At 75.0% G+C, this 12,571-nt stretch carries 11 protein-coding genes and 1 pseudogene; 9 read left to right on the top strand and 3 right to left on the bottom strand.

The features are described from left to right. Positions 1–565 precede the first annotated feature (565 nt). Positions 566–1,330, bottom strand: coding sequence for a CDP-alcohol phosphatidyltransferase family protein (locus ACIP4Y_RS07990; RefSeq protein WP_401389289.1), 765 nt, complete (start codon positions 1,328–1,330; stop codon positions 566–568). Positions 1,331–1,437: 107 nt separating this feature from the next. Here ACIP4Y_RS07990 and ACIP4Y_RS07985 point away from each other — a divergent pair, with 107 nt between their 5' ends. The 5 genes and pseudogenes from ACIP4Y_RS07985 to ACIP4Y_RS07965 form a co-directional block, all read left to right on the top strand. Next, complete coding sequence (locus ACIP4Y_RS07985) at positions 1,438–2,427, top strand: dehydrogenase (protein WP_401389286.1); 990 nt, start codon at positions 1,438–1,440, stop codon at positions 2,425–2,427. Between the two features lie 110 nt (positions 2,428–2,537). Beyond that, the gene (locus ACIP4Y_RS07980) at positions 2,538–2,936 is read left to right on the top strand and encodes a 6-carboxytetrahydropterin synthase (protein ID WP_358636949.1); all 399 of its coding nucleotides are present in this window, start codon (positions 2,538–2,540) and stop codon (positions 2,934–2,936) included. Beyond that, positions 2,933–4,114 carry a glycosyltransferase family 4 protein gene (locus ACIP4Y_RS07975; protein WP_401389283.1) on the top strand — a complete coding sequence of 394 codons (1,182 nt, stop codon included), beginning with the start codon at positions 2,933–2,935 and terminating at the stop codon, positions 4,112–4,114. Before ACIP4Y_RS07980 ends, ACIP4Y_RS07975 begins: the two co-directional genes overlap by 4 nt. Then, a complete protein-coding gene (locus tag ACIP4Y_RS07970) occupies positions 4,111–5,187 on the top strand; it encodes a class I SAM-dependent methyltransferase (RefSeq protein ID WP_401389280.1) in 1,077 nt (358 codons plus the stop codon). Before ACIP4Y_RS07975 ends, ACIP4Y_RS07970 begins: the two co-directional genes overlap by 4 nt. After that, positions 5,184–6,134 (top strand): annotated as a pseudogene (locus tag ACIP4Y_RS07965) (lysylphosphatidylglycerol synthase transmembrane domain-containing protein); the annotation flags it as partial. The gene ACIP4Y_RS07970 and the pseudogene ACIP4Y_RS07965, both read left to right, overlap by 4 nt. Positions 6,135–6,334: 200 nt before the next feature. Here the strand turns inward: ACIP4Y_RS07965 and ACIP4Y_RS07960 are convergent. Continuing rightward, the gene (locus ACIP4Y_RS07960) at positions 6,335–7,108 is read right to left on the bottom strand and encodes a creatininase family protein (protein ID WP_401389277.1); all 774 of its coding nucleotides are present in this window, start codon (positions 7,106–7,108) and stop codon (positions 6,335–6,337) included. A gap of 39 nt (positions 7,109–7,147) precedes the next feature. Between ACIP4Y_RS07960 and ribA the strand changes: the two genes are divergently transcribed. The 4 genes from ribA to ACIP4Y_RS07940 all read left to right on the top strand — a co-directional run bounded on the left by ribA (position 7,148) and on the right by ACIP4Y_RS07940 (position 11,268). Further along, complete coding sequence (gene ribA, locus ACIP4Y_RS07955; protein ID WP_401389274.1) at positions 7,148–7,819, top strand: GTP cyclohydrolase II; 672 nt, start codon at positions 7,148–7,150, stop codon at positions 7,817–7,819. Between the two features lie 79 nt (positions 7,820–7,898). Next, complete coding sequence (locus ACIP4Y_RS07950) at positions 7,899–9,044, top strand: NAD(P)/FAD-dependent oxidoreductase (protein ID WP_401389272.1); 1,146 nt, start codon at positions 7,899–7,901, stop codon at positions 9,042–9,044. Continuing rightward, positions 9,041–10,117, top strand: a complete 1,077-nt coding sequence (locus ACIP4Y_RS07945; RefSeq protein ID WP_401389269.1) for a saccharopine dehydrogenase — start codon at positions 9,041–9,043, stop codon at positions 10,115–10,117. The genes ACIP4Y_RS07950 and ACIP4Y_RS07945 overlap by 4 nt, the downstream gene beginning before the upstream one ends. Further along, a complete protein-coding gene (locus ACIP4Y_RS07940; protein WP_401389266.1) occupies positions 10,114–11,268 on the top strand; it encodes a saccharopine dehydrogenase family protein in 1,155 nt (384 codons plus the stop codon). Before ACIP4Y_RS07945 ends, ACIP4Y_RS07940 begins: the two co-directional genes overlap by 4 nt. 26 nt (positions 11,269–11,294) lie before the next feature. Here ACIP4Y_RS07940 and ACIP4Y_RS07935 read toward each other — a convergent pair whose 3' ends face one another. Continuing rightward, positions 11,295–12,518 carry a serine hydrolase domain-containing protein gene (locus tag ACIP4Y_RS07935; RefSeq protein ID WP_401389263.1) on the bottom strand — a complete coding sequence of 408 codons (1,224 nt, stop codon included), beginning with the start codon at positions 12,516–12,518 and terminating at the stop codon, positions 11,295–11,297. Positions 12,519–12,571 lie beyond the last annotated feature (53 nt).

Genomic DNA, 12,571 nt, shown 5'->3' with positions numbered 1-12,571 from the left:
CGGGACCCTGGCCGACCGGTACGGGACCCCGCCCGACGACCGTCCTTCCTGCCCGTACCCACCCGGCCGCGGGAGGATCGCTCACCACGGGTGCGTCCGCGGGGGTGCGGGCCGGGGTGTCCGCGGCCGTATGCGTGCTGCTGCTCGCCGCCGCCGGGCACGGGGCCGCCGTGGGGGACATGCCGCCGTGTCGGCGGACGCGGCCGGGTTCGCAGGTGTGTTCGGGCTCGGGCGGGTCCTCGGCGGGCGGGAGCGGTCCATCCCCGCCCGGCATCGGTGCGGCCATGCTGCCCGCCCAGGCGGCCCTGCACCTGGGGTTCGACGCGGCCCACCCGACCGGCGCCGGTCCGGCGCACCACCACCACCCGCACGCCGCCACACCACCGGCTCCACCGCCCGCGGACTCGGCGTCGCCGGGCTGGCCGTCGGCGTGCTCGGCCCGGCCGCGCCCGTCTTCGCGCTCGTCCAGGGCCGGGCCGCGCGGCCGTAACGGCACGGCCCTCGACGGCACGCCGAAGGGCCCGGACCGGCAGCCGGTCCGGGCCCTTCCCGCTCTGCCCGCCGCTCAGCGCGCCGCCAGCTCCAGCAGCTGCGACGGCTCGGCCGGCACCACCACCGGTATCCGCGCGTTCCGCCACAGCCACGCGACGTCCCGGCCGAAGGACCACACCAGCGAACCCAGCGCCAGCAGCACGATCGCGAGGTTCACCGGACGGGGCAGCAGCTCCGCGCCCGCCACGAGCAGACACACCCCCTGGACCGCGGCGACGGTCTTGCGGGCGAACGACGGCGGCAGCGGCGCGGTCAGCCACGGCGCGAGCCGGGCCGCGGCGACGAACGCGTACCGCATGCCGCCGATCAGCAGCACCCACGGCCCGAGCTGCGTCGACACGTACACACTCAGCACCAGGATCAGGAACGCGTCCACCTCCATGTCGAAGCGCGCGCCGAGCGCGGAGGAGGTCCCGGTGCGGCGCGCGACCTTGCCGTCCACGCCGTCCAGCAGCAGCGCCACCGCGGTCAGCGCGACCAGCAGCGTCACCGGCGGCGCGCTCTGGAAGGAGTCCGCGACCAGCGCGGTCACCCCGCCGACCAGGATGGACCGGCCGAGCGTGACCCGGTTCGCGGGGCCGAAGGAGCGCAGCCGGGAGCGGTGCACGGCGCGGGAGAGCACCGCCCAGGTGGCGAACGCGAACACGAGTCCCGTCAGCCAGCCGACCGGCCCCATGCCGATCGCCGAGCCGAGCAGGGCCAGCAGCAGGATCTGCACGCCCGCTCCCACAGCGGTCTCCTGCTGGAGCCTCGCGTCATACGTGTTGTTCAGGGCCACCGCACACCCTCCGGCCGAGTGACAGAGTCGATCAACGCCGCGTACTGTGCGCGGCCTGTGCACAACTCGGTACGTGAACAACTTCCCGATCGTTCAGGAGGATGCCGATGAACCGGTCGGCCCGCGCGTTCTGGCTCCGCTCGCCCGGCCACGGGGAGCTGCGCGACGTCACCCTCGCGGAGCCCGCCGCGGACGAGGTGCTGGTGCGCGCCCTGTACTCCGGGGTGAGCCGGGGCACGGAGACGCTCGTCTTCCGCGGCGGGGTGCCGCACAGCCAACACGCCGTGATGCGGGCGCCGTTCCAGGAGGGCGACTTCCCGGGCCCGGTGAAGTACGGCTACCTGAGCGTCGGCGTGGTCGAGCAGGGCCCTGCTGCGCTGATCGGCCGTACGGTCTTCTGCCTGTATCCGCACCAGAGCCGTTACGTCGTTCCGGTGAGCGCCGTCACCGTGGTGCCCGAGCGGGTGCCCGCCGCACGGGCCGTCCTCGCCGGCACCGTCGAGACCGCCGTGAACGCCCTGTGGGACGCGCGCCCGCTGATCGGCGACCGGATCGCGGTGATCGGCGGCGGCATGGTCGGCTGCGCGGTGACCGCGCTGCTCGCCCGCTTCCCCGGCGTACGCCTCCAGCTGGTCGACGCCGACCCGGCCCGCGCCGAGACCGCTCGGGCGCTCGGCGTGGACTTCGCCGCGCCCGCGGACGCCCTCGGCGACTGCGACCTCGTCGTGCACGCCAGCGCCACCGAGGCCGGCCTCACCCGCGCCCTGCAACTCCTCGCCCCCGAGGGCACCGTCGTCGAACTGAGCTGGTACGGCGACCGGAGCGTGGCCCTGCCGCTCGGCGAGGCCTTCCACTCCCGCCGGCTCACCGTGCGCAGCAGCCAGGTCGGCACCGTCTCCCCGGCCGCCCGCGCCGGCCGTACCTACGCCGACCGGATGGCGCTCGCCCTGGACCTGCTCGCCGACCCCGCGCTGGACGCGCTCATCACCGGGGAGAGCGCCTTCGAGGAACTCCCGTCCGTCATGCCGCGGCTGGCGTCCGGTGAGATCCCCGCCCTGTGCCACCGGGTGCGGTACCCGGAGACCGGCCTGACCTGAGAAAAGAGTGAGGAACGGCTGAACACGGGGAAGCGAAGAGCCGTACTACACGGCATCCCCCGGCGGGCAAGGCCGGGGGACCAGACGCGCCGCACCTGGAGGGTCGTCCGTTGTTCAGCATCACCGTCCGCGATCACATCATGATCGCCCACAGCTTCCGCGGCGAGGTGTTCGGACCCGCGCAGCGACTGCACGGCGCCACGTTCCTCGTGGACGCGACGTTCCGCCGCCAGCAGCTGGACGAGGACAACATCGTGGTCGACATCGGCCTGGCCACCCAGGAACTGGCCGCTGTCACCGCCGAACTGAACTACCGCAACCTCGACGAGGAAGCCGAGTTCAAGGGCGTCAACACGTCCACCGAGTTCCTCGCCAAGGTCATCGCCGACCGGCTCGCCGAGCGGATCGGGAAGGGCGCCCTCGGCGAGGGCGCCAAGGGCCTCGCGGGCATCACCGTCACCCTGCACGAGTCGCACATCGCCTGGGCGAGTTACGAGCGTGGCCTGTGACCGACCTGACCGTGGACCGGGCCCGCCTCACCTACGTGCCCGCGCAGCCCGCCGCCGCCGAGAACGCCGGAATCATCCCCATGTCCCTGCGCACCGTGCACTTCGTGATGCCGGGCGGTGTCGACGACCCGGCCGCGCCCAGCGGCGGCAACGCCTACGACCGCCGGGTCTGCCTGGACCTGCCCGGCTTCGGCTGGCAGGCCGTCCGGCACGCCGTCCCCGGCGGCTGGCCGCGGCCGGACGGCGCCGCCCGCGAGCGGCTCGCCCGCACCCTGCGGGACCTGCCGGACGACACGGTCGTGCTCCTCGACGGCCTCGTCGCCTGCGGCGTCCCGGAGATCGTCGTCCCCGAGGCCGCACGGCTGCGGCTCGCCGTCCTCGTCCACCTGCCGCTCGGCGACGAGACCGGCCTGGACCCGGCCGTCGCCGCCGACCTGGACAGCCGCGAACGGGCGGTACTGCGGGCGGCGGGCGCGGTGATCGCCACCAGCGACTGGGCGGTCCGCCGGCTCGTCGCCCACCACGGACTCGCCCCTGACCGGGTGCACATGGCCGCGCCCGGCGCCGACATCGCGCCCCTCGCGCCCGGCACCGACGGCGTCTCCCGGCTGCTGTGCGTGGCCGCCGTGACCCCGCGCAAGGGCCAGCACCGGCTGGTCGAGGCGCTCGCGGCGGTCCGGGACCTGCCGTGGACCTGCGAATGCGTGGGCGGCCTCGGCCACGACCCCGCGTACGTCGCCCACCTGCGGGAGCTGATCGCCCGGCACGGCCTCGCCGACCGCCTGCACCTGACCGGCCCGCGCTCCGGCGCCGGCCTCGACGCCTCCTACGCCGCGGCCGACCTGATGGTCCTCACCTCCTACGCCGAGACCTACGGCATGGCGGTCACCGAGGCCCTCGCCCGGGGCATCCCGGTCCTCGCCACCGACGTCGGCGGCGTGTCCGAGGCGGTCGGCCGCGCACCGGACGGCGGGGTGCCCGGCATCCTCGTCCCGCCGGAGGACCCGGCCGCGCTCGCCGCCGAACTGCGCGGCTGGTTCGGCGAACCCGACGTACGCCGCCGCCTCAAGGCCGCGGCCCGCGCGCGGCGCGCCGCGCTCGACGGCTGGGCGACCACCGCCCGCAGCCTGGCGGGAGTCCTCGGGCGGCTCCCGGAACCCCCGAGGAGGGCGGCATGAGCACGGTGCGCAAGGACGAAGCGGTACCGGTCCGGTCAGGTTCGCAGGGGTTGATCCCGGCTCAGCCCGGGCCAGGGGAGGGGGAGTCCGTGCGGGAGACCGCGAGGGCCCGGAGCGAAGACGACCCGGCGACGGACGGCGGGGAGCCCGGCACCGCCGCCTCCGTCATCGCCGGTGCCGGGCCCGTGGGCAGCCCCGGCGAGCGGGCCACCGTACGGCTGCGGGACGAGGGCCCGCAGGAGCCGCCGCGGTACGCGCCCGAGTGGCTCCAGCTGCGGGAAGGCGCCGACGCGGCGGCCCGCGCGCCGGAACTGCTCGACCCGCTGCGGATCCGGCTGGCCAACCTGCCGGGCCGGACGGGCGGACTCGTCGTGCACGACCTGGGCTGCGGCACCGGCTCCATGGGCCGCTGGCTCGCACCCCGCCTGGACGGCGCCCAGCACTGGATCCTGCACGACCGCGACCCCTACCTGCTGCACTTCGCCGCGGTCGCCTCCCCGCGCTCCGCCGCCGACGGCAGCCGCGTCACGGTCGAGACCCGGCGCGGTGACGTCGCCCGGCTCACCCCGGACGCGCTGGCCGGGGCCTCGCTGGTCACCGCGTCCGCGCTGCTCGACGTCCTCACCCGGGAGGACGTCGAGACCCTGGCGGACGCCTGCGCGGGCGCCGGCTGCCCGGCCCTGCTCACCCTCTCCGTCGCCGGACGCGTCGACCTCACCCCGGGGGACCCCCTCGACGCCGAGATCGCCGAGGCGTTCAACGCCCACCAGCGGCGCGACGGGCTGCTCGGCCCGGAGGCGGTCACCGTGGCCTGCGAGGCGTTCGCCGAGCGCGGTGCGACGGTCCGGCTGCACCCGAGCCCGTGGCGGCTCGGCCCCGAGCAGAGGGCGCTCACCGAGCAGTGGCTGCGCGGCTGGGTGGGTGCGGCCGTCGAAGAACGGCCGGAGCTGCGCGACCGCGCCGAGCGCTACCTGAACGACCGGCTCACCGCCTGCGCGTCCGGCGCCCTGCGGGTCACCCTCCACCACAGCGACCTCCTCGCCCTGCCCCGCCCGAAGGGCGGGACACCGTGACCGGCCGGGCCACGACGGCGGGAACGAGGGTGCCGCCGGGGGCGGATGCGGTACGCGCGCGCGTGGCCGAAGAGGTCCCCTCCGGCGGGGTGGCCGGGACCCCGGTGGCTCCCGCCCCCCGGCGCCGCGGCTCCCGGGCGCTGCGTACCCGGGTGGGCACCTTCGCCGGGGCCGGCATTCTCGGGTTCCTGCTGTGGCGGCTCGGCACCGGTGCGCTGGTCGACGGGCTGCGGCGGATCGACACGGGGACGGTGGCGGCCGCACTCGCGATCGGCGGGGTCACCACCGTGTTCAGCGCGTGGCGGTGGCAGCTGGTGGCGCGGGGGCTGCGGCTGCGGCTGCCGCTGGGCCCCGCCGTCGCCGACTACTACCGGGCGCTGTTCCTGAACGCGGCCCTGCCCGGCGGGATTCTGGGCGATGTGCACCGGGCGGTCCGGCACGGGCAGAGCACGGGCGACGTCCGGCGCGGGGTGAAGGCGGTCGTACTCGAACGCGTCGCGGGGCAGATCGCGCTGGCCGTGGCCGGTGCGGTGGTGCTGGGGACCCTGCCGTCCCCGGTGCGCGCCGAGGTCCGCGGCTTCGCCCCCCTTGCGGCCCTGGCCGCCGTCGGCGCGCTCGCCGTCGTCCTCGCGGTCCGGATGAACCGCCCGCCGGTCCGCACGGGCGGCGGTGCCCTGCGCCGGACGCTCGGCGAGGCCCGCCGGGGCCTGGCGTCGCGGCACAGCGGGCCGGGGGTCGCCCTGTCCTCCGCGGTCGTCCTGGCCGGGCATCTGCTCATGTTCGTCGTGGCGGCCCGGGTCGCCGGCTCGGCCGCCCCGGTCGCGGTGCTGCTGCCGCTCGCGGTGCTCGCCCTGCTGGCCATGGGCCTGCCGCTGAACGTCGGCGGTTTCGGCCCCCGCGAGGGCGTCACCGCCTGGGCGTTCGGCGCGGCGGGGCTCGGCGCGGACACCGGGGTCGCGGTCGCCGTCGTCTACGGCGTGCTGAGCCTCGTGGCGAGCCTGCCCGGCGCCGCCGTCCTGGTCTGGCGCTGGTACGAGACCGTACGCACGCAAACGCCGGCCCCCGCTCCCGAGAACGGCGTTGCGCTCGGTGACGGCCTGCCGGCCGGGGCCGCCCCCACGGGTCCCGGCCGCAGGTCCGTCCGGCGCTACGTCCGTGCCGTGGGCGAGGTGAGCAACGCGAGATACGGCTCGAAGGATTCCGTGAGGCTCGCCAGAAGTTCCTTCCCCTTTTCCGCAGAACCGAGGGAAGGACGGCCGATGACGCCGGATTCGGTATAAGCGGACATTCCCAGGGTGAGCAGATGACGACGGTCGTCGGCGGTGAAATCGGCGGACTCGTGACCAGGGCGGACGAATTCGGGGTGAGCGTGCATCAGAATCGAGGTCTCGATTTCTCCCGCGTGCATGTCGGTGAGCAGCGAGGTGACCACCCCGGCCCGCTCCCGCGCCGTCTCCCAGTCCTCCGCGGCCGGGAACAGCGCCATCCGCTCCCCGCGCGCGGAGGCCTCCTGGACGACGTTGCCCAGCACGTAGTTCCCGCCGTGCCCGTTGACCACGACCAGCGCGTCCACGCCCGAGCGGCGCAGCGACGCCGCGATGTCCGTGACCACCGCGTGCAGGGTCACGGCGGAGATGCTGACGGTCCCCGGCCAGGCCGCGTGCTCGTGCGAGCAGGAGACCGTCACCGGCGGAAGGAGGTGCACCGGGTACGCGGCGGCGATCTCCCGCGCGACGGCACAGGCGACCAGCGTGTCGGTGGCCAGCGGAAGGAACGGACCGTGCTGTTCGAAGCTCCCCACGGGAAGGACGGCGACCTGTGCTGAAACGCCCGCCCCCCGGCTCCGTACGTCCTGCGTGGTGTCCGTCGGCAGCACGCCGCTCACCGCCCCGTACACCGCCCGCGCGCCCGAACCACTCATCTTTTCACGGCCTTTCGTCTCTGCTATAGGAATCAGATCATGACAGAAAACACCGGCGTCAACATCGGCGTACTCGGCACGAAGTCCCCGCGGCGTTCGGGCGCCGAACGGGTGGTGAATGCACCGCTGCCCACCGTGTACGGGAAATTCCAGGCGGTCGGCTACCTGGACCACGACCGTGGTGACGAGCAAGTGGCCCTGGTGTACGGCGAGATCGGCGCCGAGAACGTGCTGGTCCGGCTGCACTCGGAGTGCCTGACCGGGGACGCGTTCGGCTCCCGGCACTGCGAGTGCGGGGACCAGCTGGAGGCCGCGATGCGCGCCGTGGTCGCCGAAGGCAGCGGCATCGTCGTCTACTTGAGGGGACACGAGGGCCGCGGCATCGGCCTGCTCGCCAAGCTGCGCGCGATGGCCCTGCAGGCGGAGGGCCTGGACACGGTGGAGGCGAACCTCGCGCTGGGCCTGCCGGTCGACGCCCGCGACTACCGCGTGGCCGCCGAGATCCTGCGCGACCTCGGGGTGCGCTCGGTACGGCTGATGTCCAACAACCCGCGCAAGCGGGAGGCGCTGGTCCGGCACGGCGTCCAGGTCGCCGAGCAGGTGCCGCTGCTGATCGAGCCGTGCGAGAGCAACATCACCTACCTGCGGACCAAGCGGGAGCGGATGGACCACCACCTGCCGCATCTGGACGCCGTCGCCCACGGCTCCTGACGCCCGGCCGCCGGTTCGGCGGGCCGCCGTCCGGAAAGGATCAGGCGACAGGTGTGCGGCGCGGTGAGGGAGGCGGCGGGTGAACCTTCGGGCCGAGGTGGTCATCGTCGGCGGCGGGGTGATGGGCACGAGCATCGCCTGGCACCTGGCGCGCGCCGGAGTACGGGACGTCGTCCTCGTCGAACGGGACGAACTCGCCGCCGGCTCCACCTCCAGAGCCGCCGGCGGAGTACGGGCGCAGTTCTCCGACGAGCTGAACATCCAGCTCGGCGCGCGCAGCCTGGAGGCGTTCGGCCGCTTCGAGGAGGAGGTCGGGCAGGACATCGGGCTGCACCGGGCCGGCTATCTGTTCCTGCTCTCCACACCCGGGCAGGTGGCCTCCTTCGAGGCGGGCGTGCGGCTGCAGAACTCCCTCGGGGTGCCCAGCCGCCTGCTCACCCCCGAGGAGGCCCGCCGGCTCTCCCCGCTGATCCGCACCGACGGCCTGCTGGCCGCCGCGTACTCCCCGGACGACGGCCACTGCACCCCCGAGGCCGTCGTCCACGGCTACGCGCGGGCCGCCCGCGCCCACGGCGCCCGCATCCTGCGCCACACCGAGGTCACCGGCATCGAACTGCACGGCGACACCGTCACCGCGGTCGGCACGACCCTCGGCCGGATCGAGACGGGCACGGTGATCTGCGCGGCCGGCGCCTGGTCCCGGGCGGTCGGCGCCATGGTGGGCGTGGACCTGCCGGTACGGCCGCTGCGCCGGCAGATCGCCGTCACCGGACCGGTGCCCGGCCTGCCGGCCGCACTGCCCATGACCATCGACTTCACCACCAGCCTCTACTTCCACCGCGAAGGCCCCGGCCTGCTGCTCGGCATGTCCGACCCGGACGAGAAACCGGGCTTCGCCACCGACACCCACGACCGCTGGATCCCGCGGCTCGCCGAGGCGATGCGGCAGCGCGCGCCCGCCCTGCTGGAGCTGCGCCGCACCGGCGGCTGGGCCGGCCTGTACGAGAACACCCCGGACCACAACGCGCTCATCGGCGAGGCGCCGACGGTATCCAGGTTTCTGTATGCAACCGGCTTCTCCGGGCACGGCTTCCTCCAGGGACCCGCCGTCGGCGAGATCGTCCGCGACCTGTACCTCGGCCGCGTACCCTTCCTGGACATCAGCCCCCTGAGCGCCGGCCGGTTCGCGGCCGACGCCCCGCGCCCGGAGGCCAACCTGGTATGACCCAGCTTCATCTGTGGCTGCGCCACGAGCCCCGTACGACCGAACGGCGCACGCCCGTCGTGCCCGCCGACGCCCGCCGGCTGGTCGACAGCGGGGTGACACTGACCGTCGAGGAGTCCCCGCAGCGCATCTTCCCCGTCGAGGAGTACGAGGCGGCCGGCTGCCGCCGCGCCCCGGCGGGCTCCTGGGTGACCGCGCCCCGGGACGCCGTCATCCTCGGCCTGAAGGAACTCCCCGACGAACCGGCCGAGTTGCCGCACCGGCACATCTTCTTCGGGCACGCCTACAAACAGCAGCCGGGCGCCGCCGAACTGCTGCGCCGGTTCGCGGCCGGCGGCGGGGCGCTGCTGGACCCGGAGTACCTGGTGGACGACGAGGGCCGCCGGCTGGCCGCCTTCGGTTTCTGGGCGGGCTATCTGGGCGCCGCGCTCGCCGTGCTCCAGCACCGGGGCCGGCTGACGGCGCCGCTCACCCCCACGGCCAAGGACGACCTGGACGCCGTACTGCGCCCGCGGGCCGGGGACACGGAGTTCACGGCGCTGGTGATCGGCGCCCTCGGACGCAGCGGCCGGGGTGCGTGGACCGCCTTCCGCACGGCGGGCGTCGAGGCGACCCGCTGGGACCTGGCGGAGACCCGTGACCTGGACCGGCGGGCCCTGCTCGGGCACGAGGTGCTGGTGAACGCGGTCCTCGCCACCAGTCTGGTCCCGCCGTTCCTGCGCGAGGAGGACCTGGACTCCCCGGCCCGCCGGCTGCGCACCCTGTGCGACGTCACCTGTGACGTCGGCTCCCCGTTCAACGTGCTGCCGGTCTACGACCGCACCACGGACTGGACCGAGCCGGTGCGCCGGCTGCGCAAGGAGCCCCCGCTGGACCTGATCGCCATCGACAACCTGCCGTCCCTGCTGCCCCGGGAGTCCAGCACCGACTTCTCGGCGGCCCTGCTGCCGCAGCTGCTCGCCTTCGGCCCGGGCGGCGCCTGGGGCCGCTGTCTCGACCGGTTCCACCAGGCCTGCCGCGACCTCGGCATCGGGGAAAACCTCGGCACCGGGGAAGGGGAGGGGCCGTCATGACCGGCCGTGTCCCGGCGAGCGGCACCGTCCACTGGGTCGGCGCCGGGCTGTCCACCGGCAGCGGACTGGCCGCGCTGTGCGCCTCGGCCGGCCGGGTCCTGCTGTGGCACCGCACCGCCGACCGTGCGGCCGAGGCCCTGGCCGGCCTGGGCCTGACCGGCCGCGCCGAGCCCCGTGCCCTCACCCCCGGCGCCCTCGCCGCCGCGCTGGAGCCCGGGGACGCCGTGGTGTCGATGCTGCCGGCGCCGGAGCACGCCGGGCTGCTCGCCGCGTGCCTGCGCGCGGGGGCGCACTTCGCGTGTTCCAGCTATGTGTCGCCGGAGCTGGCGGAGCAGGTGCCGGCGGCGCGGGCGGCGGGCGTGGTGGTGCTCGCCGAGGCGGGCCTGGACCCGGGCATCGACCATCTCTTCGCGCACAGCCTGATCGGCCGGGCCCGGGCGCGGATCGGCGAGCACACCCCGGCCGCCTACCGGCTCACCTCCTACTGCGGCGGCGTCCCGGCCGTGCCGAACGCGTTCCGCTACCGCTTCAGCTGGGCCCCGCTCGGCGTCCTGAACGCCCTGCGCTCGCCCGCGCGGTACCTGGAGGACGGCGCCGAGGCCACGGCCGAGCGCCCCTGGGAGGCCACCCGGCCGCTCGTCCTGGGCGGCGAGACCTTCGAGGCGTACCCCAACCGCGACAGCGTCCCGTTCCTCGCCCAGTACGGCCTGCCCGCCGCCTGGACCCCGCGCACCTTCGTGCGGGGCACCCTGCGGCTGGACGGCTGGCTGAAGGCGTGGCAGCCGGTCTTCGAGGAGCTGACGGCGGGCGACGACGAGCGGATCGCGGCGCTGGCCCGGGAGCTGGCGGCGGCCCACCCGACCACGAAGGCCGACCGAGACCGGGTGGTGCTCTCCGTCTCCCTGGAGGTCGACACCGGCGAGGGCCGTCCCTGGACCGGTGCCTACCTGCTCGATGCGACCGGTGACGCCGAGGAGTCCGCGATGGCCCGCTGCGTCTCCCGCCCGCTCGCCCTCGGCGTCCGGCACATCCTGGACGGCAGCCTGCCGGCCGGCCTGCACCGGGCGGCGGAGACCGCCCAGCGCGCGGACCGCTGGCTGGCCGAACTCGCCGGGGAGGGGCTGGATTTCACCCTGACGCTGGGCCAGTAGCCGGTAGCCGGTAGCCGGTCGCCGGGTCAGTCCGTCACCGCCTCGTGCACCAGTCGCCGCAGCTCGGGGAAGACCTTCAGCTTCTTCGGGCGCACCTGGGTCATGAACTGCACGGTCAGGTCGTGGGCCGGGTCGACCCAGAACGCGGTGGTGGCCACGCCGGTCCAGCCGTAGGTGCCGAGGTGGGACGGGGCGAGGGTGCGCGCCGGGTCGGTGACGACGGAGACGTTGAAGCCGAAGCCGAGGCCGTCGTTGCCCGGTTCCCGGTGGACCGGCGCGCCGAACGAGCCGAGGGTGGCCCCGCCCGGCAGCTGGTTGCGGGTCATCATCGCGAGCGTCTGCGGGGCCAGCAGCCGTACGCCGTCCAGCTCGCCGCCCCGGCGCAGCAGCTCCATGAACCGGTGGAAGTCGTGGGCGGAGGAGACCAGGCCGCCGCTGCCGGACAGGAACCGCGGCCGGCCGTGCACCGGCAGCCCCGGCACCGGCTCGATCCCGCCCGCCTCCGTCTCGCCGTACAACTCGGCCAGGCGGGGCGCCTGTTCGGGGGTGATGTGGAAGCCGGTGTCGGTCATGCCGAGCGGACGCAGGATCCGCTCGGCGAAGAACGCGTCGAGGGGCTGCCCGGAGACCACCTCGACGACCCGGCCCAGCACGTTGGAGGCGACCGAGTAGTTCCACTGGGTGCCCGGGTCGAACTGCAGCGGCAGCCGCGCGTACAGCTCCACGGTCCGCGCGAGGTCCTTGCCCGGCGGCACCGAGTACTCCAGGCCCGCCTCGCGGTACAGCGCGTCCACGGGGTGGCGGTGGTAGAAGCCGAAGGTGAGGCCCGCGGTGTGGGTCAGCAGGTGCCGGATCAGGATCGGGCCGGCGGCCGGGCGGGTGCGCACGTCGGCGCCCGAACCCTCCACGTACACACGGGGACCGGCGAAGGCGGGCAGATGGCGGTCCAGCGGGTCGTCCAGGGACAGCCGGCCCTCCTCCACCAGCAGCAGCACCGCGACCGCGGTGACCGGCTTGGTCATCGAGTAGATCCGCCACAGCGTGTCCGCCTCGACCGGCAGCCCGGCCGCCACGTCCCGCAGACCGTACGTGGTCAGATGCGCGACCCGGCCGCCGCGGGCCACGGACACCAGGTAGCCGGGCAGCCGGCCCGCGTCGACGTGCCCGGCGAAGTGCCGGTCCAGACGGTCCAGCGCCCCGGCGTCCAGCCCCGCCTGTGCCGGCTCCACGTCCTGTCGCAGCTGCGCCATCGCTCTCCTCCGGTCGCGTCGTCCGCGGTTACGTCCCGGCCGCCCTGCCGGCC

This window comes from Streptomyces sp. NPDC088810, from assembly GCF_044750305.1.
In the GTDB taxonomy this organism is placed as follows: Bacteria; Actinomycetota; Actinomycetes; order Streptomycetales; family Streptomycetaceae; genus Streptomyces.
Note: the sequence above shows the minus strand (reverse complement) of the source record. Positions and strands in the feature narration are given on the sequence as shown.

Coding starts and splice junctions, on each gene's coding strand:
- ACIP4Y_RS07960 (WP_401389277.1), bottom strand. CDS start 7,108: ATGAGTGGTTCGGGCGCGCGGGCGGTGTACGGGGCGGTGAGCGGCGTG.
- ACIP4Y_RS07970 (WP_401389280.1), top strand. CDS start 4,111: ATGAGCACGGTGCGCAAGGACGAAGCGGTACCGGTCCGGTCAGGTTCG.
- ACIP4Y_RS07935 (WP_401389263.1), bottom strand. CDS start 12,518: ATGGCGCAGCTGCGACAGGACGTGGAGCCGGCACAGGCGGGGCTGGAC.
- ribA (WP_401389274.1), top strand. CDS start 7,148: ATGACAGAAAACACCGGCGTCAACATCGGCGTACTCGGCACGAAGTCC.
- ACIP4Y_RS07985 (WP_401389286.1), top strand. CDS start 1,438: ATGAACCGGTCGGCCCGCGCGTTCTGGCTCCGCTCGCCCGGCCACGGG.
- ACIP4Y_RS07945 (WP_401389269.1), top strand. CDS start 9,041: ATGACCCAGCTTCATCTGTGGCTGCGCCACGAGCCCCGTACGACCGAA.
- ACIP4Y_RS07940 (WP_401389266.1), top strand. CDS start 10,114: ATGACCGGCCGTGTCCCGGCGAGCGGCACCGTCCACTGGGTCGGCGCC.